General features: G+C 61.9%; 17 protein-coding genes. 10 read left to right on the top strand and 7 right to left on the bottom strand.

Annotation, left to right across the window (positions count from 1 at the left end):
- Position 1: 1 nt before the first annotated feature.
- A complete protein-coding gene (locus tag ABSE61_RS01090) occupies positions 2-1,366 on the bottom strand; it encodes an MFS transporter (protein ID WP_423869205.1) in 1,365 nt (454 codons plus the stop codon).
- Between the two features lie 87 nt (positions 1,367-1,453).
- The gene (locus ABSE61_RS01085) at positions 1,454-2,314 is read right to left on the bottom strand and encodes a cupin domain-containing protein (RefSeq protein ID WP_423869204.1); all 861 of its coding nucleotides are present in this window, start codon (positions 2,312-2,314) and stop codon (positions 1,454-1,456) included.
- Positions 2,315-2,461: 147 nt separating this feature from the next.
- Between ABSE61_RS01085 and ABSE61_RS01080 the strand changes: the two genes are divergently transcribed.
- The 4 genes from ABSE61_RS01080 to ABSE61_RS01065 all read left to right on the top strand — a co-directional run bounded on the left by ABSE61_RS01080 (position 2,462) and on the right by ABSE61_RS01065 (position 6,705).
- Entirely contained in the window at positions 2,462-3,301 is an 840-nt protein-coding gene (locus tag ABSE61_RS01080; protein WP_423869203.1) for an IclR family transcriptional regulator, read from the top strand.
- A 65-nt stretch (positions 3,302-3,366) separates the two neighbouring features.
- Positions 3,367-4,311 (top strand): DUF6282 family protein, encoded by a 945-nt coding sequence (locus ABSE61_RS01075; RefSeq protein ID WP_423869202.1) that lies wholly within the window; start codon positions 3,367-3,369, stop codon positions 4,309-4,311.
- 5 nt (positions 4,312-4,316) lie between these two features.
- Positions 4,317-5,384: a beta/alpha barrel domain-containing protein gene (locus ABSE61_RS01070; protein WP_423869201.1), complete on the top strand. Its 1,068-nt coding sequence runs from the start codon at positions 4,317-4,319 to the stop codon at positions 5,382-5,384.
- A gap of 28 nt (positions 5,385-5,412) precedes the next feature.
- Positions 5,413-6,705 (top strand): MFS transporter, encoded by a 1,293-nt coding sequence (locus ABSE61_RS01065; protein ID WP_423869200.1) that lies wholly within the window; start codon positions 5,413-5,415, stop codon positions 6,703-6,705.
- 69 nt (positions 6,706-6,774) lie between these two features.
- On the opposite strand, the gene ABSE61_RS01060 is transcribed toward ABSE61_RS01065, so the two are convergent.
- The 4 genes from ABSE61_RS01060 to ABSE61_RS01045 all read right to left on the bottom strand — a co-directional run bounded on the left by ABSE61_RS01060 (position 6,775) and on the right by ABSE61_RS01045 (position 11,268).
- The gene (locus ABSE61_RS01060) at positions 6,775-8,517 is read right to left on the bottom strand and encodes a hypothetical protein (RefSeq protein ID WP_423869199.1); all 1,743 of its coding nucleotides are present in this window, start codon (positions 8,515-8,517) and stop codon (positions 6,775-6,777) included.
- A 246-nt stretch (positions 8,518-8,763) separates the two neighbouring features.
- On the bottom strand, positions 8,764-10,077 hold the full coding sequence (locus ABSE61_RS01055; protein WP_423869198.1) for an MFS transporter: 1,314 nt from the start codon (positions 10,075-10,077) through the stop codon (positions 8,764-8,766).
- A 336-nt stretch (positions 10,078-10,413) separates the two neighbouring features.
- A complete protein-coding gene (locus ABSE61_RS01050) occupies positions 10,414-10,632 on the bottom strand; it encodes a hypothetical protein (protein WP_423869197.1) in 219 nt (72 codons plus the stop codon).
- A gap of 204 nt (positions 10,633-10,836) precedes the next feature.
- The gene (locus ABSE61_RS01045; protein WP_423869356.1) at positions 10,837-11,268 is read right to left on the bottom strand and encodes a DUF4399 domain-containing protein; all 432 of its coding nucleotides are present in this window, start codon (positions 11,266-11,268) and stop codon (positions 10,837-10,839) included.
- A gap of 212 nt (positions 11,269-11,480) precedes the next feature.
- Between ABSE61_RS01045 and ABSE61_RS01040 the strand changes: the two genes are divergently transcribed.
- The 3 genes from ABSE61_RS01040 to ABSE61_RS01030 all read left to right on the top strand — a co-directional run bounded on the left by ABSE61_RS01040 (position 11,481) and on the right by ABSE61_RS01030 (position 14,546).
- On the top strand, positions 11,481-12,605 hold the full coding sequence (locus ABSE61_RS01040; protein ID WP_423869196.1) for an amidohydrolase family protein: 1,125 nt from the start codon (positions 11,481-11,483) through the stop codon (positions 12,603-12,605).
- A 229-nt stretch (positions 12,606-12,834) separates the two neighbouring features.
- A complete protein-coding gene (locus ABSE61_RS01035; RefSeq protein WP_423869195.1) occupies positions 12,835-14,244 on the top strand; it encodes a GntP family permease in 1,410 nt (469 codons plus the stop codon).
- 14 nt (positions 14,245-14,258) lie between these two features.
- Entirely contained in the window at positions 14,259-14,546 is a 288-nt protein-coding gene (locus ABSE61_RS01030; protein ID WP_423869194.1) for a DUF1330 domain-containing protein, read from the top strand.
- 57 nt (positions 14,547-14,603) lie between these two features.
- Here ABSE61_RS01030 and ABSE61_RS01025 read toward each other — a convergent pair whose 3' ends face one another.
- Complete coding sequence (locus ABSE61_RS01025) at positions 14,604-14,984, bottom strand: DoxX family protein (RefSeq protein ID WP_423869193.1); 381 nt, start codon at positions 14,982-14,984, stop codon at positions 14,604-14,606.
- A 285-nt stretch (positions 14,985-15,269) separates the two neighbouring features.
- Here ABSE61_RS01025 and ABSE61_RS01020 point away from each other — a divergent pair, with 285 nt between their 5' ends.
- The 3 genes from ABSE61_RS01020 to ABSE61_RS01010 all read left to right on the top strand — a co-directional run bounded on the left by ABSE61_RS01020 (position 15,270) and on the right by ABSE61_RS01010 (position 19,606).
- The gene (locus ABSE61_RS01020) at positions 15,270-16,112 is read left to right on the top strand and encodes an alpha/beta hydrolase (protein ID WP_423869192.1); all 843 of its coding nucleotides are present in this window, start codon (positions 15,270-15,272) and stop codon (positions 16,110-16,112) included.
- Between the two features lie 288 nt (positions 16,113-16,400).
- Entirely contained in the window at positions 16,401-17,330 is a 930-nt protein-coding gene (locus tag ABSE61_RS01015; protein WP_423869191.1) for a class I mannose-6-phosphate isomerase, read from the top strand.
- Positions 17,327-19,606 carry a glycosyltransferase family 4 protein gene (locus tag ABSE61_RS01010; protein ID WP_423869190.1) on the top strand — a complete coding sequence of 760 codons (2,280 nt, stop codon included), beginning with the start codon at positions 17,327-17,329 and terminating at the stop codon, positions 19,604-19,606. Before ABSE61_RS01015 ends, ABSE61_RS01010 begins: the two co-directional genes overlap by 4 nt.
- The last annotated feature ends 21 nt before the right edge of the window (positions 19,607-19,627 follow it).

Genomic DNA, 19,627 nt, shown 5'->3' with positions numbered 1-19,627 from the left:
GTTACGTCACTCCAACCGCAGCGCCCTCTTTTAGCGCCACGCCATGGCCGGCCTCATCGATCGAGGCGTTGCGGGGCAGCAGTTGCACCAGCAGCGCGCCCAGCATCATCACCGCCGCCATCAGATAGAGGCCGAAATCGGTGCGTCCCGTGGCTTCCTTGGCAAGACCGACGACATAGGGCGCGACGTAGCCGCCGAGATTGCCGATGGTCGCCATCAACGCCAGCCCGCCGGCATTGGCCGCGCCCGTGAGCAGCGCGCTCGGCAACACCCAGAGCACGGCGATCGAGGCCAAGGCGCCGCCGAGCGCCAGCGAGAGACTCGCCAGCGCCAGGACCGGCGTCGCCGTCAGCGTCGCGCCGCCAACGAGGCCGAGCGCGCCGACGAACGCCGACAGCATGATGTGCCACTTGCGTTCGCGCGCGCGATCGGACGAGCGGCCGACCACGATCATCGCGACACAGGCGACCGCAAAAGGAATGCTGGTGACGAGACCATTGAGGAACACATCCTGCACGCCGAGATCCTTGACGATCTGCGGCATCCAGAACGAAATGCCGTAGATGCCGCCGAGCAGCGTGAAGTTAGTGACCGCCAGCAGCCAGACCTTGCCGCTCAACAGCGCATCGATCAGCCGGTGGCCGTGACCCATCGCGCGATGGGTGGCCTCCTCGGCCGCAAGCGCCGGCACGATGATGTCGCGATCACGCTGGCCAAGCCACTTCGCATCCTTCGGTCCGTTCGAGAGATAGAAGAAGGTGACGATGCCGCCGATGATCGCGGGCGCGCCTTCGAGCAGGAACAGCCATTGCCACCCCGAGAAGCCGGACACGCCGGCCATCGTCTTCATGATGAAGCCGCTCAGGGGACCGCCGACGAAGCCGGCAATCGGAATGCCGACGAAGAACAGCGCGCAGACCTGCGAGCGGAGTTTGCCGGGAAACCAGTAGGTCAGATAGAGCACGATGCCCGGATAAAAGCCGGCTTCGGCAATGCCGAGCAGAAAGCGCAGCGTCAGAAACTGCGCCGGCGTGGTGACGAACATGAAGCAAACCGAAATGATGCCCCACACGACGAGAATGCGCGAAATCCAGAACCGCGCGCCGAAACGCTGCAGCAGCAGGTTGCTCGGAATCTCGCAGGCCGCGTAGCCGATAAAGAAAATGCCGGCGCCGAGCCCGAACACGGCATCGGACAGGCCTATATCCGCGCTCATCTGCAGCTTGGCAAAGCCGACGTTCACCCGATCCAGAAACGAGATGATGTAGAGAATGAGCAGAAACGGAATGAGCTTCCAGGCGGCGCGATTGTAAGCCGCGGCTTCTTCGTCCGAGCCGAACGACACGCGCGTGAAGAACTGAGCCATCCTGTCGGGCCCTCCTTGGGCTTCCCTGATTGAACCGCGGCGTTGCACGGAAGCGGGCCGTTTTGGCCTCGCGATGTTTGGAATGTGTTAATGCGCGGCGGGCATCGGATAGTCTGACGCGTTGAGCACAAAGCCTTCCCGCGACGAGAAATCCATCCGCGGCGGGCCGAACACATCGACCAGCCAGGTCGTGCCGTCCCCGATGTCCTGCGTGGTGTGCAACACGCGCGCGGGGATCACCAGCACCGACGGGCTCGCCTCGTAGCGGGCGTGTTCGTCTTCGCGCCAGCGTGTCTTGTCGGGCGACCACGGATAACGCAGGTGATGAACGAAGGCGCCTTCCATGCTGAGCGAGATCTGCTCGAAATCATCGTGGCTGTGGGGTGAGAGTTTGGTTTCGTCGCGGCGCTTCTGCCACGGCATGAAGATATTGACCATGAGGTTGGTCGAACGAAATACGCGCATCTTCAGGGGACTCGGATCGGGACTTTCGGCCTTGTCCAGATCGTAATGGCGCAGACGAAAACCGCCGGCCGGATCGGGCCACGGCTTGAGGTCAGCTACTTCAGGCGCGCCATCGGCGTAGGTCGCCGCATTCACGGCCTTTGCCGCGAGGTCTTCGGCGCGCTTGGAAAATATTCGCGCGACCATGCCCGCTCTTCGAACGACGACGCGGCTTTGGCCCGGCGGCACGATGATCAGGCTGTTGCCTTGGCTTTCGATGCGCTCACTGCCCACCTCGACCGTCACTTTGGTGCCCGGCGCCAGCAGCAGCATGTATTCGTCCGGATTATTGCGCTCGAGGACTGCGCCTTCCTCGGCGCGGCTCACTACGGTGACGAAATTGGCGGCGCGCGTGATCCAGTGGCGCGTGCCGTCGGCATCGGTGGCCTGCGGCGGTTCGGCATAATGCCGGGCATGGGTCGCGGCGCGCATCGCTTCGCTCATCTCAGAGATCCTCCAGCGAGGGCCGCGATTTTTTCGGAAATGACCGATTGTTTGTTGTTCGCGACCGTGATACAGCGTTCTGTATATCGATACGCCCGAGAACGTCAACATGAATTTTCACCAGCGCGAAGCAACAGGGATTTGCCTTTGAAAACCAAAGCGGAATTGCCTTCACTGCCGGAAGAACGCGGGGACGGCGGGGTGCGCTCGGTGCAGGTTGCACTCGATGTGCTGGAGGCCGTCGCCTTCTCCGACGAAGAGCTCGGCGTCACCCAGATCGCCGAACGGCTTGGGCTGACCAAGGGCTCGGTGCACCGTCATCTGCTGACGCTGGTCGAGCGCGGCTATCTCGTGCAGAATCCGGCGACGACGCGTTATTCGCGCGGGCCGCGCAGCCGCTTGCTCGCACATTACGCGCCCGGGACCGATCTCATTCAACTCGCCGCGGGGCCGATGCGCGAGCTGCGCGACCTTCTTGGTCATTCCGTCGTGCTGTCGGAATCCTCGCCGCGCGGCGCGCTGGTCTTGAGCATGGTGGTCGGCACCGCCGCGATCGAGATCGGCGTGCGTCCAGGCAGCGAACTGCCGTTTCATTCTTCCGCGCAAGGCAAGGTGTTTTTGGCGTTCGCGCCGCGCCCGCAACGCGAGCGCATACTGTCAAAGCCCCTGCCCGCTTTCACCGCGCATACGGTGACGGATGTAAAGCCGCTCGAACAGGAATTGACCCGCGTGGCGCAACAAGGCTTTGCCACTGCGCCGGAGCAGGCGATGCTCGGCATCAATGCCTTTGCTGCGCCGATCTTCGACGCCAGGGATTCCTGCGCCGGTGCGCTGGCGCTGGTCGGCTCGATCCAGTTCCTCCCCGCCGAGCTCGATGCCAAAAGCATCAACGCCTTGAAGGCGGCGACGGCACAGATCTCGCGAACGCTCGGTCAGGGCCGGGTCAGCAATTCCGAAATGCGCGCCGCCAAGCAAAGAACGGCCTGACAACAGCGGCGCGGCAAGCACTTACTTAAAATAACACTTAACTAAAAAGAAAAGGGAGAACGATCATGTGTGAAACGAAAAGTGCCGACAAGGCCGGCGCAGCCGCACGGGAAGCGCGCATCGACAAGATCCTGCAAGGCGCGGTCGATCCGCATGTCCACAGCGGGCCGTCGATCGCGCCCCGCGCCATCGATCATCTCGATCTGGTCCGCGAGTTGTCGGAGGCGGGCTTCGCCGCCGTCCTGACCAAGGATCACGATTATGCGGGCGTGGCGACCGCGCAACTGATCACCAAGCATCATCCGGAGCTGCGCACCAAGATCTTTTCCGGCATCGTGCTGAATAACGTGGTCGGCGGCATCAATCCCTATGCGGTCGAACACACCGCCGCGATGGGCGGCAAGACGGTCTGGATGCCAACCTTGGCGGCCGAAAACCATCTGCGCTGGGAAAAGAACGCCAGCTTCGCCCATCCGGCCTCGACCTCGAAGATGCGTCATGCCACCGCCGTGCCAGTACTCGATGCCAACAAGAAGGTGCTGGACTCGGTCAAGGAAGTGCTGGATGTGATCGCCAAAAACGACCTGCTGCTGGCGAGCGGCCATCTGCATGTCAGCGAGACCTGGATCATCTTCGAGGAAGCCAAGCGCCGCGGCGTCAAGCGCCTCGCCTTTACGCATCCCGAAGAAATCGTCGGCGCCAGCCTCAACGACGTCAAGGGCATCGCCGCGATGGGCGCCTTTGTCGAACATTCGATCTGCATGTTCCTCGAAGGTTCGAAGTTCAAGGTCGCCACGGCTGAAGACCTGCGTCACCATATCGAGGCCGCCGGCATCGACCAGACCGTGATCTGCTCGGATCTGGGCCAGGTCGGCGTGTTCTCACCGCTCGAAGGTTTTCGTCGTGGCGTCGCGCTGTGCATGGACCTCGGCTACAGCGATGACGACATCCACAAGATGGTGGCAACCAACGCCTCCCGAATGCTCGGCCTCGACCAGCAGGCGGCCTGAAAAATATGTCTGGCATAACCGGTGTCACGATAGGTTCACTTCGTTTAAAAAACCCGCTGATCGCGGGCGCGGCCGAACATCTGATCGAGGAATCGGGCGTGCGCGCGGCGCTGCGCGCCGGTGCGGCCGTGGTCGTGATGAAATCGACCAATGAAGTCGAGGCCGCGAAAATTCAGCTCGATGCTGCCGAATACGCGGTGTTCGACGAACTCTGGCACAGGCGGCAATGGAACGCCTCGGCACCGGCGTCGGCCTTCATCGCCTGCCGCTCCGGGCTTTATCCGGGCACTTTCGAAAGTTGGCTCGAAAGTGTGTCCCGGCTCGATCGCGAAGCCGCCAAAAGCGACGCCTATGTCGCCGCCAGCCTCATCCTCGGCGACCTCGATCACGCCAAGCGCATGGCACTTCAAGTGCAGGAGGCCGGACTTCGCCTGCTCGAACTCAATATCGGCACGCCCTATGCGTCGCAGGCGGCCAAGGGCGCGGTCGCCACCGAGCTGTTACCGGAACGGGTCGCCGCGATCGTCGGCGCCATCCGCGCCACCGTGTCGATGCCGCTATGGGTCAAGATCACCGGCCAGAGCGAGCGGGTGCCGGAACTCGCGCGCGCCGCGTTCGAAGCCGGCGCCGACAGCGTCGTGATGGCGGGCCGCCTGCTCGGGCTGATCCCGGATCTTGAAACCATGCAGCCCGTTCTCGGGACGACATTGGGCGTCGGCGGTTACTGGAACCTGCCGCTCACCTGTCATTGGCTCGCGCTGTCGCGCGCCGCCGTCGGACGCGACAGGCCGCTGATCGCCACCAACGGCATCCAGAACGGTCTCGACATCGCGCGCGCGATGCTGGCCGGCGCCAGCGCGGCCGAGATCTCCTCGCCGGTGATGCTGCGTGGTTTTGAGCTAATCGAACGCTCGCTCGCAGAGCTGAAAGACTATCTCAACGCTAAGGAAATCGTGGCGCAGGATTTGATCGGCCGCGCCGCGGACGCGCGCAAGAATTTTGCGGATATGCCGCGCCTTGACGGCAACTGGCGCAACTATGTGCCGCCAGATTCGCAGAATTCAAAAGACTGAACAAGCCGAACACGGCGGGGAAACCAAAATGGATCGCGTCGTCGACGAACCAAAACTGATGTCGCGCATCATCTGGCGGATCATGCCGATCCTGATGCTCGTCTATCTGGTCGCGGTGATCGATCGCAGCAATATCGGCTTTGCCAAGCTGCAAATGGCGCGCGAACTGAAGATGTCCGAGCAGGCGTTCGGGCTAGCATCCTCGCTGTTCTTCATCGGCTATCTCATTTGCGAAATTCCGAGCACGCTTGCGATCCACCGTTTCGGCGCGCGAGCCTGGCTGACGCGCATTCTGGTGAGCTGGGGCGCGGTCACGGTCGCGATGGCGTTCGTGTCGTCGGACTGGACGTTTACCGTGATGCGCTTTTTGCTCGGCATTGCCGAAGCCGGCGCCTATCCCGGCATCATCTACGTCACCTCGATCTGGTTTCCGCAGGCCTATCGCGTGCGCGTGATGGGCATCATCACGCTCGGCAGCGCCTTCGGCAACATGTTCGGCGCGCTTGCCTCGGGTCCCCTGCTCGACCTGCATGGCTTTCTCGGCCTGTCCGGTTGGCAATGGGTTTTCATCGTCACCGGCGCGCCGGCGGTGCTGCTCGGGCTTCTGGTCTTCACGCGGTTGCCGAACCGGCTCGATGAGGCGGCGTTTCTCGACGACTCCGAAAAGCGCTGGCTGACCCGACGGCTCGACGAGGAAAACGAAGCCAAGCGCGAGAGCCATTCGCTTCTACAGGTGCTGTGGGACGGCAGGGTGTGGTTCCTGTCGGCGGTCTATGCGCTGATCCTGACCTCGCTCTACGGCGTCATCTACTGGACGCCGACCGTGATCAAGGCGTTCGGCGCCAGCGGCACCGAGAATGGCGTTCTGACCGCGCTGCCGTGGCTGGTGACGGTGCCGATGCTGCTCATTTTGCCGAAGCGGTTGCGCGAGCATCGTTCCGTCATCATGGCGATGGTCGTACTCTCGGGCATCGGCGTGGTGGCGTTTTGGCTCTCGACCGTCGTGCCGGAAAACTGGATGCGCCTTTCGGCGATGATCGTCGGCACGCCCTGCATCTCGTTGCTGTTGCCGTGCTTCTGGTCGCTGCCGTCGCGCTTCCTGACCGGACAGCGCGCGGCGGCCGGGATCGGCGCGATCTCGATGCTCGGCAGCTTTGGCGGCTTTGCAGCCCAAAACCTGATGCCGATGGTGGCCGGGATGGGCGGAAGTGCTACCGCCGCGATGCTGGTGCCGGCGGTTTGTCTGGGACTGCTGGGTTTGGGCGCGGCCTCGCAGCTGGCCGCAACACCAGCCAAGCCCGCGATGCGACCGGCAGCTTAATCCCATAAAAAATCTCCCCGCGTGAGACACGCGGGGAGAGAGAGATACCAAACGCTCGTGCGATCGGTCTTACGGCAGGCAGATGCCGAAGTCGCAAAGCAACGAAGAGATTTCCTGACCGGGCGAGAGGCCCGTGCCCGGCGTGAACGAAATGCCGCGAAGCACCTCGCCCGATTTTGCCGTGCGCACCGTGGAGAAGCTTTCGTTTGCCGGCAGCGTGGTCGCGGCGATCTTGTCGGTGATCGTCACCAGCCGGTTCGGATCGGCGCCCTGGTCGCCGCCGCCGCTGACGGTGGAGGTGATCGCCCAGATGCTCACCGTGCCGTTCGCGTTGACCTGGCCCGTCAGGTTACGCAGGCCGTCGGTCGCGGGCGCCCACGGCAGGCCGGTCGCGGCATTGATGCCGGTCGGATAGTTCTTCACGGTGTAGGGCACACCGAGATTGAGACCTGCCTGGAGCGTGTAGGCGAGCGACCAGGTGTGGGTCGTCGTGTTCAATACCCACTTCTGCAATCCCGCCGTGGTCTGGGCGGCGGCTCCGGTGAACGTGCTGCCGTTGAACGTGGTGTCGCCGTTGCCTTCATCCGCGACGTAGAGCGTCGTGGCGTTGGCGAAGAACACGCCGAACGGGAACAGCGGCACGGGCGAGGTTGCTTTCGCTAGGCCGGTCGGGAAGCCGCTCAGCACGCACATGTTGAGGGGCGTCACGCCTTGCGTCTGCAGGTTAGCCGCGTTGAACGCGATCGGCGTGGTCGGCAGCGTCGCCGACGGGCTCGGCACGCCGGAACCGGTCGGGCAAGCGGCGGGCTTGCCGTTGGCGGAGCCGGAGGTGTCGATGAAATACACCGTGTTGACGCCGTTCGAGCCGCTGCCCTTGGTCGTGTAGATCACGTTGTTGAACACGGTCAGGCCGCGGAAGTTGGTGTCCTTGCCGACCTTGTCGGCCTTGTCGCCGAGTTCGGTGACGCTGAACGAGCCGACCGGCGTCGGCTGGCCGGGATCCGGCTGCTGGGCGAGCGCGAGCTTCGAGGGCGTGATGATCTGGGCACCGGCGCCGACGATGACGCCGTTCGGCTGCGGGTTGGAGCCGTTACCGGCATTGCCCGTGGTGTAATAGACATTGGCGCCGCCCGCGTTGTTGAGGATCGCGGCGCGGCCGTTATTGCCGCTATAGGCGTTGGTCTTGGTGAAGTGGAACTGGCCGAGATGGTCGACGCTCGCGACCACGCGGAAGTCGGTGCCGGGGACCGGATTGGTCGGATCGACCACATCGGGCGTGTTGGAGTTGGAGACGTCGATCGTGCTGTTAGGCGCCAGATAGCCCATGAACGACACGCTGTTGCGGTCGAGCGAGAGGTTGAGGCCGATTTCGGATTTGGACGAGAAGCTCGTCACCATCTGGTCGGCGGTGGTCTTCACGCCCTTCTCGGAACTGTTCGGCACCTGGATTGTCTGCACGACATCGCCGGAGGGGACGATGAGCATCTCGTCGAGCAGGATCGGCGCGGTGACGCCGAACGACGCATCGACCATCACATTGTTGAACACGGTCGGATAGGTGCCGTCGGCGGTTGCGGTGACGCAATTGCCGGGCGTGCAGCCCGGCGGGAGCTGGGTCACACCCGGGGTGATGATGCTGGCGGGGGCGTCGTAGACGCTGCGGCTCAACAGCAGATGGCCAGGCGCGAAAAACGTGATTTCGTCGGCAAAAGCGAGCGTGCCGCCGAGTGCGGTGCTGGCAAGCAGCGCGAGGGCAAAGCGCGTGTTCGAGAGCGAGCGTCCGCGAAGCGAACGCGTTTCCTTAAGTGTCATTTTATATTCCCAGAATGCGAGGCCTCGCGATACGAAACGCCGCGAAGACAAAGATGAGCTAAGGCCGCGCAATCTGCTCAGCGCCTGTTACAGGAATGCGAAGGGTTTGCGATATTTTCCTATTTGTCCCGTAAAATTCGGGAAAACCATGGAAACAAAAACGCCCGATCGTCCCGCAAAGGGCGCAGGGCGAGGTCATCTGCAAATGCAAAACATTTTCAATCGGACGCGGGTTCGCCCGACTTTTTATTCCTTCGAAATGAACAGCTTCAGCGACAGCGATGCGAGCGTCGAGGCAAAGATGATGGCGGCGACCGCCAGCAGGCCGATGACGTAAGAGCCGGAAAACTCCTTCAGCCAGCCCATCATATAGGGGCCGAAAAAGCCTCCGGTCGTGGCAACGCTGTTGATGAAGGCAAGACCGCCGGCGGCTGCCACGCCGGTGAGGAAGCGCGTCGGGATGGTCCAGAAAATCGCGCGGGCCGCGGTGACACCGATCAGCGCAAGGGAAAATCCGATCACGGCCGATATAAGCGAGTTGGACAGGATCGGCGCCAAGAGGCCGATGCCGCCGAGCAGGCACGCCAGCGCGAGATTGGCGATGCGCCGCCCCTTATGGTCGACATAGCGCGCCCACAGGATCATGCCGACGGACGCGAAGAGATAGGGAATCGCGGTGACCCAGCCGACCGTGACATTGGAGAGGTGATACTCCTTCAGCATCAACGGCAGCCAGATGCCGATGCCGTAGGAGCCGAGCGTGAAGCCGAACTGGATCGCGGCGCAAATCAACACGCGCGCATCCTTTAGCGCTCCCCACAGCGAAGAATGCGGCCGTTCCCGCACTTCGCAGGCCAGTACGCCGTCGAGCGTGTCACGCTCTTCTTTCGTAAGAAAGGATGCGGTCTGCGGCCGGTCGGCCAGCAGGGTGAGCGTGAGAATGCCGAGCGGCACGCAAGGCAAGCTCACCAGAAGAAACATCCATTGCCAGCCGTGCAGCCCCCAGATGCCATCCATTTGCAGCAACATGCTGCAAACGGGCGTCCCGATCAGCGACGACAAGGGAATGCCGACCAGAAACCAGGCCAGCATCCGCGTGCGGAATTGGGTCGGGAACCAGGCGGCGAGAAAAAACGTCACGCCGGGAAAGAAGCCGGCTTCCATGATGCCGAGCAGAAGCCGCAGGCCATAAAAACTGTTCGGACCGACCACGAAGGCCATACAAGCCGACACCAGTCCCCAACTGATCATGATACGCGCGATCCAGCGCCGCGCGCCCACTTTATAGAGCAGCAGGTTGCTCGGGATCTCGAACACGGAATAGCCGAGAAAGAAGATGCCGGCGGCAAGCCCGAACTGTGACGGAGTCAATCCCAATTGCTGGTTCATGGTCAGCGCTGCGACGCTGAGGCTGGTGCGGTCAAGATAATTGAAGAGATAGGCAACCGTCAGCAGCGGCACGAACCGGAGCGCGGCCTTTTTCACCGCGCTTTGCAGCACGGCATTGGCTGCGTCCGCCTGCGATGCACCGACATCGCCCGAGGCGCCCAAAACCGTCATCCCGCCCTGCCCTTGCCCGTTTGGCTTTTGTTGTTGATCTTCACGGACTTGGCTTTAGCAGAACGGTCCCTCCCTCTGGAAGGGGGCGGGTCGGCGGAAGGCTCCCTCCTAGCGGAATGGCGGAGGGCTGGGGCGGGGTCGACCGCGTTCTCTCGTCATGCCCGGCCTTGTGCCGGGCATCCACGTCTTAAACTCCGTTAAAAAGGAAGGCGTGGATGGCCGGGTCAAGCCCTGCCATGACGCATGCTACCAGCAACGTCAATCTTGGAGACGACAAGCCTTCCGCGGGGCAGCGACTCTGCCACCCGCAATCAACATCGCGATTTCGCTTTTGAGTTACGCGGCGTTCAGGGACTGACTTGGAATTGAGTGGCCCGGCGTCTCAATACCCGGAGTTTCGATATTGCACTCCCGGAAGTGGAACGCGATCTCGTCGAGCGCGCGCTGCTCCCAGATTTCGGCCTCCGCGAGCCAGAACGTCTTGCGCTCGGAATCGAATAACGCACGCTCACGGCAAAAATGCTCCTGGCGGCGAATTTCAACGAGCCTGTTCATGAACTCCACTCCTTCTGTGTGAAGCCAAGTAACGGCATCACGCTAGCAGACTTCATCAGTTCCGTGTGTTGCTTTTTTGGCCAAGAAAAAAGAATAAATCTATTTTTCCACCGACTGCACTGCAACGCAGCATGCTTGTGAGACAAGCGTGATTAGATAGACAGCAGGCCTGACTATTTTCTTATCCGCTGTTTCTCAATGACTTTACTTCACCGTGATCGTGATCGGCTCGGACATCACCGGCGGGGAATGCGGAATGTGCGACCAGTCGGCGAGCATCAGTTGCAGCGTGTGCGTGCCCGGCGAGAGCGTCACCATCGCTTCGGTCTGGCCGCCGCCGAAGTGCTTGTGGGTGTCGTCGGCGGGGATCGGCTCTTTCATCTGCTCGTCGGTCAGCTTGGTGTCGATCAGGAGATGATGATGTCCGGTGTTGGGCTTTTCGACCCCGGCCGGCGCTACGCCCATGCCCGACAGGCCGAACTGCACCAGGAACGGGCTCGTCACTTCGGCGCCGTCCTTGAGATTAATGATGTAAGCTTTGGCGCCGGCGGGTGATGGCGTTTGCGCCGCGACCGGTGAGGCGCTTATCGCCGCGAAAGCCGCCAGCAAAAACAATCCGGATCTGATCGACGCCATCATTTCATTTCTCCAAAAGCCTGAATTCACAAAGCTCAACTTTCAAAAAGCAGCCGCGGCCCCTCTCCCACCTAACCTCGGACACGCCGGATTATTCCCTTTAGCGCTCTAGGAGGTGAGCTTGAGGCCCTATTGTCTGCCACGGCAACATCGCTAAGGTGTGACCGTTTCGATCAAGAAGTCCTGAATAGGGACCGGTAAGGGAGAACAACATGAATCATGGGGACGAAGGCAAAATGCGCCTATCGATCGGCGCTTGCGCCTGTGGATGCGACGACACGCTGTCGCTGACCAATGGCGGCTTGAGCCGGCGCCAATTCATGGCGAGCGCCGCGGGCGCGGCCACGCTAGCGGCGACCGGCTTTGGCCGCGCCGGACAGGCATTGGCGCAAAGTGCCGATACAAAATCTTACCGGATCGATGTTCATCATCATCTGTCGCCGCCGAGCTATATTCAGGCGTCGGTCGCCAATAATTTCGGCGACGGCCTGCTGCGCGGCTGGACGGTGGAGAAATCCCTTGCCGACATGGACCAGGCCGGCATCGCGGTCTCGATGCTGTCGGTGACGCAACCCGGCGTCAACTTCACCTCCGGCGAAGCGGCGCGCAAACTGGTACGCGAATGCAACGAATATAACGCCAAGCTGATATCAGATCATCCCGGCCGCTTCGGTGGCTGGGCGATGCTGCCGCTCACCGACACCGAGGGTTCGCTGAAGGAAATCGCCTACGCGCTCGATACGCTCAAGCTCGACGGCATCGGGTTGATGACGAACTATCGCGACAAGTGGCTCGGCCATCCGTCGTTCCTGCCGGTCATGGAAGAACTCAACCGCCGCAAATGCGTGGTCTATACCCATCCCTCGACCGCCGATTGCTGCGTCAACCTGCTCCCCAACGAGCCGCCGACATTGGTCGAATGGGGCACCGACACCACGCGCACGATCGGCGACATCGTGTTTTCCGGCAACGCCCAAAAATTCCGCGACATCAAGTGGATCTTCTCGCATGCCGGCGGCACCATGCCGTTTTTGATCGAGCGCTTCATCCGCCAGCCGATGATCGAGGCGAAATACAAGCCGATGGTGCCGGATGGCACGCTCGCCGAGCTGACGCGGTTCTATTACGACACCGCGCAAACCTCGAACAAGGCGTCGATGTCGGCGCTGACCGCGATCATCCCGACCTCGCAAATCGTGTTCGGCACGGATTTTCCCTACCGCACCGGCATCGATCATGTGAAGGGCTTGCGAAGCTCTGGCATCTTCACCGACGCGCAGATCATGGACATCGAGCGCGGCAATGCGCTGAAGCTGTTGCCAAGACTCAATGCATAAAGACTGAATGCCTAGAGATTTGACGCTGAGATGACATAAGGCTCCACGCTTTCTGGCATCTGGCATTTCGGGCCGGCAGGATTTTCCTGCCGGCTTTTGTTTTGTCTTGCCGCGCAAAACGAAAGCCCCGGCAAAATCGCTTGCGAGTCCGCAACTTCCTAGAGCAAACTTGTGGCGGTTCGCGAAAACGATGCGCAAAACACAAAAGCGAAACCATGGGGAGGTATCGATGAGTTTTCTGATCGCGCTTGCCGCGCTGGTTTTCCTGATGTTCGTCGCCTATCGCGGCTTCAGCGTGATCCTGTTTGCGCCGATCGCAGCCCTTGGCGCGGTGCTCCTCACCGATCCCGCTGCGGTGCCGGCCGCCTTCACCGGCCTCTTCATGGACAAGATGGTCGGCTTTGCAAAACTGTACTTTCCGGTCTTTCTGCTGGGCGCCGTGTTCGGCAAGGTGATCGAACTCTCCGGCTTCTCGAAATCGATCGTGGCCGCCGTGATCGATCTCGTAGGCCCGCAGCGCGCGATGCTGGCGATCGTGCTGGTCTGCGGCGTTCTCACTTACGGCGGCGTGTCGCTGTTCGTCGTCGTGTTCGCCGCCTATCCCTTTGCGGCGGAGATGTTTCGCGCCGGCAATATCCCCAAGCGCCTGATCCCGGGCACGATCGCGCTCGGCGCGTTCTCCTTCACCATGGATTCGTTGCCCTTCAGCCCGCAAATCCAGAACATCATTCCGACCACCTATTTCAAGACCACCAATGGCGCGGCGCCCATTCTTGGCACGTTAGGCGGAATCTTCATCCTGGTGCTCGGGCTGACGTATCTGGAATGGCGGCGCCGCGCGGCCGCCAAAGCCGGCGAAGGTTATGGCGAGGGACACAGCAACGAGCCGCCGCCGGTCGACACCAAGGACCTCGCGCCCGCGTTCATCGCCTTTCTGCCCTTGATCGTTGTCTTTGTGGTCAACCTCGTGCTCGGCGGTTTCCCGGGCCTGTTCGGCGGCCTGATCGATCGCGCCTACGGCACCAATTACGATCTGACACTGGCGCTCGATCATCCGATCGCCAATCCGATTCCCGGCATCAAGGCGATCTGGGCGGTCGAGGGCGCGTTGGCCTGCGGCATTATTACCGTCTTCATCTTTGCCTTCGGCAAACTCGCTTCCACCTTCGCCGAAGGCAGCAAGGCCGCCGTCGGCGGTGCGTTGCTGGCGGCGATGAACACGGCTTCGGAGTATGGCTTCGGCGGCGTGATCGCGGCGCTGCCTGGATTTCTCGTGATCAAGGATGCGCTCAAATCGATTCCCAATCCGCTGGTCAACGAAGCCATCACCGTCACCGCGCTCGCCGGCATCACGGGATCCGCCTCCGGCGGCATGTCGATTGCGCTCGCCGCCATGTCCAAGGATTTCGTCGCCATGGCGGAGGCCGCGCACATTCCGATGGAGGTCTTACACCGTGTGGCCTCGATGGCGAGCGGCGGCATGGACACGTTGCCGCATAACGGCGCCGTCATCACGCTGCTCGCGGTGACCGGCCTCACCCACCGGCAATCCTACAAAGACATCTTTGCCGTCACGTGTCTGAAGACGCTCGGCGTCTTCTTCGTGATCGGCGTCTACTACCTCACCGGACTTGTGTAGACGAGAGGCGCACCGTGAAAGCCTATGTGATCGCGCTGGAGACGATCCACGACCAGGCGATGTTTGCCGAATACGCAAAGGGCGTCGCCGCCACGCTTGCGCCGTTCGACGGCCGGTTCGTCGCGCGCGGCGGCAAATTCACCGTGCTTGAGGGCGAGTGGCAGCACCCGCGCACCGTGATCATCGAATTTCCGTCGCGCGAAGCCGCCGAGGGCTGGTACAAATCGGCCGAATACCAGGAGATCATCGGGCTGCGGCACCAGAGTTCGAAGGGAAATCTCGTGATCCTGGATGGCGCCTGACGGCCCGGACACTACTCCCTCCCCGCGCTTTCGCGGGGGAGGATAAGAAAGATCTCGCTACTTCACCGATCCGTCCGCGGCCCAGCGGCCCGGTCCTGCCACGAAGTAGATCAGGAAGATGAAGCAGTAGAGAATGGCGCCGTCGCCGCCATTGAGCATCGGGAAGAACCCCTTCGGCGCATGCGCCATGAAATAGGCGACCGCCATGTCGCCGGCGAGGATGAAGGCGACGGGCCGCGTCAGGAAACCGACTGCAATCAGCACGCCGCCGACGAGTTCGATGACGCCCTGAAACCAGATCAGCGAACCCATGGCCGGCTGCACCGGTCCGTGCGGAAAGTCGAACAGCTTCGAGGTGCCGTGCTCGAGAAACAACAGCCCTACCACCAGACGGACGATGCTGAGCAACTCCGGCGTATACTTGCTGACGCGATCCATCGATTAAATTCCCCCTGTATTAGAAATGACCGCCCATAACGGGCTACCTGAAGCCCGCATAGTCAGCCATGAGGCCCGCCGACGCGCAAGCGCGACCCCGCAAGGAAGTGGTTGATTCCCAATGTCTTGCCCCGGTGTCACGTCGTTGTGACGGAAATATCGGGTGCGGCGAGACCATGCAAACTTCGGAAGCTGAGCTCCAGGTGTCACGCCGCTGTGACGAAAGCGCGGGACAATACGCCTTGCGATCTTCAATCTTTCATTCAGGCATTCAAGAGAGCGATCATGAAACGCGGAATGGCCATTCTGCTGTCGGTCTGCGTGCTGGCTACAGTCGCTTATTTCACCGCCAGCAAGTGGGCGATCCGTCACAAGACGCTGACGCTGTACGATCCCCAGCGGACCGACCGGCCGGTCGAAATCGACATCGCGGTCCGTCGCGACAGGGAGATGGAATCCATCGCCGAGATGATCACGCTGCCGGTGGCGATCCTCAACCACGGCAACACGGTCAAGTTCACCGAGTATTCCTTCCTCGCGAATGTCTTTGCGATGCGCGGCTATCTGGTCGTGAGCGTCCAGCACGACATCGATTCCGACGGGCCCATGATAACGCAGGTCGGCGAGGAATATGTCGGCCGCAGGTCGCACTATAATCGCGGCATCGCCAATATCATGTTCGCGCTCGACGAACTCAAGACCAGCTATCCGAACGCCGACTATCATCAATTGACCATGGTGGGCCATTCCAACGGCGGCGACATCTCGATGTATTTCGCCAAGCGTTATCCCGACATGATCAAGAAGGTGGTGACGCTCGACAACCTGCGCGTCCCCTTCATCACCGACGGCAAGTTCAAGATCCTGTCGTTCCGCTCGAAAGATCCGGTGTTCAAGGCCGATCCCGGCGTCGTGCCCAACGACGAGGTGTGCCAGAAGGCCGGCATCACCGTGGTCAAGACCACCTACCAGCACAACGATCTCAGCGACCGCGGCCCGGACGGGGTCAAGAACACGATCCAGTCGATTCTCGACCGCTTCCTCGACGACAACACGCCGTCCGGTCAGGTGGAAGCCGAAAAGCTGCAAAACAATCCCGGCCTGATCGCAGCGGCCGTTCCGCAGTAGCCATAGCGGCACTGCTGGGCGCCGCGCGCCCCCAAAACACGCGCCGCTCGATGGTTGCTATCGGGCATGCCAGTCCCCATATGATCATCTAGCGCCCACTTTCCGCAGTTCGTGCCATCGCGGCACAACTTCGACCAACTCCGGAAAGCCACGGGGGCGCACCAGCTTGATCGATTCTTGCAGCAAGTTCTGCTTGAAAACGCGACGCCGCAGCTAAGCGAAAACTCACGAACGATATCAGCCAACGGCACGTCACCCCGACGTGCGCGTCATGGATCGGGAAAATGTATGCCTACCGAGCTTGCCGCCGTGCGGGTCGTTCACAAGCCGTGGGGGGTCCGCGATCTGCAACCCTGGAGCAGCCTTGACGGCTCGAGCGATGCCATCGGCGAACTGTGGTTCGAACGGGAGGGCACGCATGCTCCCACCCCGGCTTTGCTCCTCAAGCTTCTGTTCACCAGCGAACCGTTGTCGATCCAGGTTCATCCTGACGACACGTTCGCCCGCGCGATGGGAATGCCGAATGGCAAGAGCGAGGCCTGGTATATCCTTTCGGCCGAGCCTGACGCGAAGGTAGGCGTCGGATTGAAGCATCAGGTCACGCTCCAGCAATTACGGGCTTCGGTCCAGAACGGTTCGATCACCGAGCTGGTTGACTGGCGCCCGGTCGCGAAGGGCGACGTGATCTACATCCCGGCCGGCACCATCCACGCCATCGGCGCCGGTATCGTGCTTGCTGAAATTCAGCAGCGCAGCGACACGACATTCCGCCTGTTCGATTTTGGAAGGCAGCGCGCGTTGGACGAAGACAACGGCATCGCGGTTGCCCACCCGTGGCCGCTTCCAGCGCGCTGCGATCCGACCCGCCTCACGACAGCCCGGACGGCGCTGGTCATCAGCCGGCATTTCGTCCTGGAGCGAGTTGAGCTCCTTGCGGGTTCAAGCTGGGCGCTGTTGGCCGAGGCCGAGACCTGGATTCTCGCTCTCGATGGCCACGCGGCGATCGGACTAACCACCGTATCGATCGGACAGGCCATCTTCGTAGGCGGCGGCCGCGCCAGCATTGAGGTTGGCGCCGACGGATTGAAGGCGCTGATCGCTTACCCGGCAAGCTACCCGATCGATGCGCTGTTGCAGTCGCTCGCTGAGCCGCCGGCCACTCCGGTCAAATCTCCAGCCCTTCCGCAATTCGCGGGCCCTGCCGGAGTGCAATCATGACGCCGCATCGCCGCATCGCCGTGATCGGCAATTCGCTGCCCCGCCGCTGCGGCATCGCCACCTTCACGACCGATCTGGTACGAGCGATCGCGAATTCGCAACCAAAGGTCGAGACCTGCATCGTGGCGATGAACGACCACGGTCAAAGCTACGAATATCCCGCCTCGGTCGCCTTTCAGATCAAAGACGACACGATCGACGATTATGTGCGCGCTGCTTCATTCCTGAACGCCGGCCGTTTTGACCTCATCTGCCTGCAGCACGAGTTCGGAATATTCGGCGGCGAAGCCGGCAGCCACATTCTCGAGCTGCTTTCACGGTTGAGCATGCCGGTCGTCACGACGCTGCACACGGTGCTGGCCAAACCGAGCGCCGCGCAACGCGCGGTGATGGAGCGACTCGTCGAGGCCTCTTCGAAGATCATCGTGATGGCCAGCAAGGGCCGGGAGATGTTGCGCAGCGTCTATGGCGTCACAGACGATAAAATCGAGGTTATCCCGCATGGAATCCCCGAATTTCCGTTTGCGGAGCCCGATGCGGCGAAAGCCAAACTCGGTTTCGCCGACCGTGCCGTCATTCTGACGTTCGGCCTGCTCTCTCCCAGCAAGGGCATCGAGGTCATGATCGACGCCATGCCTGCGATCTTGCAGCATCGGCCCGACGCGGTCTACGTCGTGCTCGGTGCGACGCACCCCAATCTGGTGCGCGACCAGGGCGAGGCCTATCGCGACAGCCTGGTGGCGCGTGTACACGCACTTGGCATCGAGAACCATGTCGTCTTCCTCGACCAGTTCGTGGATCAGGCGACATTGCTCGAATTCATTTCGATGTGCGACGTCTACGTCACGCCCTATCTCAATGAAGCGCAAATGACGTCCGGCACGCTGGCTTACAGCTTTGGACTGGGCAAGCCGGTGGTATCGACGCCTTACTGGCACGCGCTGGAGCTGTTGGATGACGGCCGCGGCGTCATCGTGCCGTTCGGCAATGCCGCCGCGATCGGCAAGGAAATCGCGCTATTGCTCACCGACGCCCCTCGCCGCCAGGCGATGCGCGAGCGCGCTTACGCCGTCAGCCGGTCGATGACGTGGGAGCGCACGGCCGAGCGTTACATCGCCGTCTTCGAAAATGCGCGCCATGGCGACTGGCTCAAGGTGATCGCGCGGACCGGACCGGTCCCGATTGCCCATAGCCCCGCGGCGTCGGACATGCAATTGGGCCACTTTCTTTCCATGTGCGACGACACCGGCCTGTTCCAGCACGCGGTGCATTCGGTGCCGGACCGTTCGCACGGCTATTGCGTCGATGACAACGCGCGCGCCTTGCTGCTGGCCTGCGCTCTCAACAATCCCGGCGAAAAACGCCTGTCGGAGGTTTTGACCGCCCGGTTTGCCGCGTTCGTGCAGCACGCGTGGAATCCCGACACCAAACGCTTTCGTAATTTCATGGGCTTCAATCGAACCTGGCTCGAAGATTGCGGTTCGGAAGACAGCCACGGCCGAACCTTGTGGGCGCTCGGCGAGTGCGCCCGCAAAGATGCGAGCCCGTCGCGGCGGCGATGGGCCGCAGCGCTGTTTGCCGAGGCGCTGCCAACCGTGCTGACGTTTCATTCACCCCGGGCATTGGCCTTCACGCTGTTGGGTCTGGACGGTTATTGCGCGGTCGTGCCTGATCTGCGCGCCCGGGAAATCAGGCATTCTCTCGCCGACCGACTGATGTCCGGCCTCGCGGCGGTCGAGACGCCGGACTGGTCGTGGTTCGAGGAGGGCCTCGCCTATGACAACGCACGGCTGCCGCAGGCCCTGATGCAGACAGGCATCGCCACGCAAACGCCCGACTACGTCGATGCCGGATTAAGATCGCTGCGCTGGCTGATGACGCAACAGACAACGCCGACCGGCCAGTTCCGCCCCGTGGGCACTTTAGGCTTTGGCGAACTGCGCCAACCGCCTCGTGCGTTCGATCAACAGCCGGTGGAAGCGACGGCCACGATCGCCGCCTGCCTGACAGCGTGGCGAGCCGACGGCGACGTCGAATGGAAAGCGATTGCCGCCAACGTTTTCGCCTGGTTTCTCGGCCGTAACGATTTGTCAGTCGCGCTCGTCGATCCCGAGACCGGCAGTTGCCGCGATGGATTGCATCCCGACCGCGCCAACGAAAACCGCGGCGGCGAGTCGGTCGTGTCATATCTGCTCGGCCTTGCGGATATTCGTCAGCTTGCACGCGTCAATGTCAGCGTGACACCCCCTGCGGCGCTTCGTTCCGTCAGCGCCTGATTTCAGTTCACCTCCAGCGAA

It is taken from the genome of Bradyrhizobium sp. (genome assembly GCF_049519115.1).
In the GTDB taxonomy this organism is placed as follows: domain Bacteria; phylum Pseudomonadota; class Alphaproteobacteria; order Rhizobiales; family Xanthobacteraceae; genus Bradyrhizobium.
This window is presented reverse-complemented; position numbering and strand designations above follow the sequence as displayed.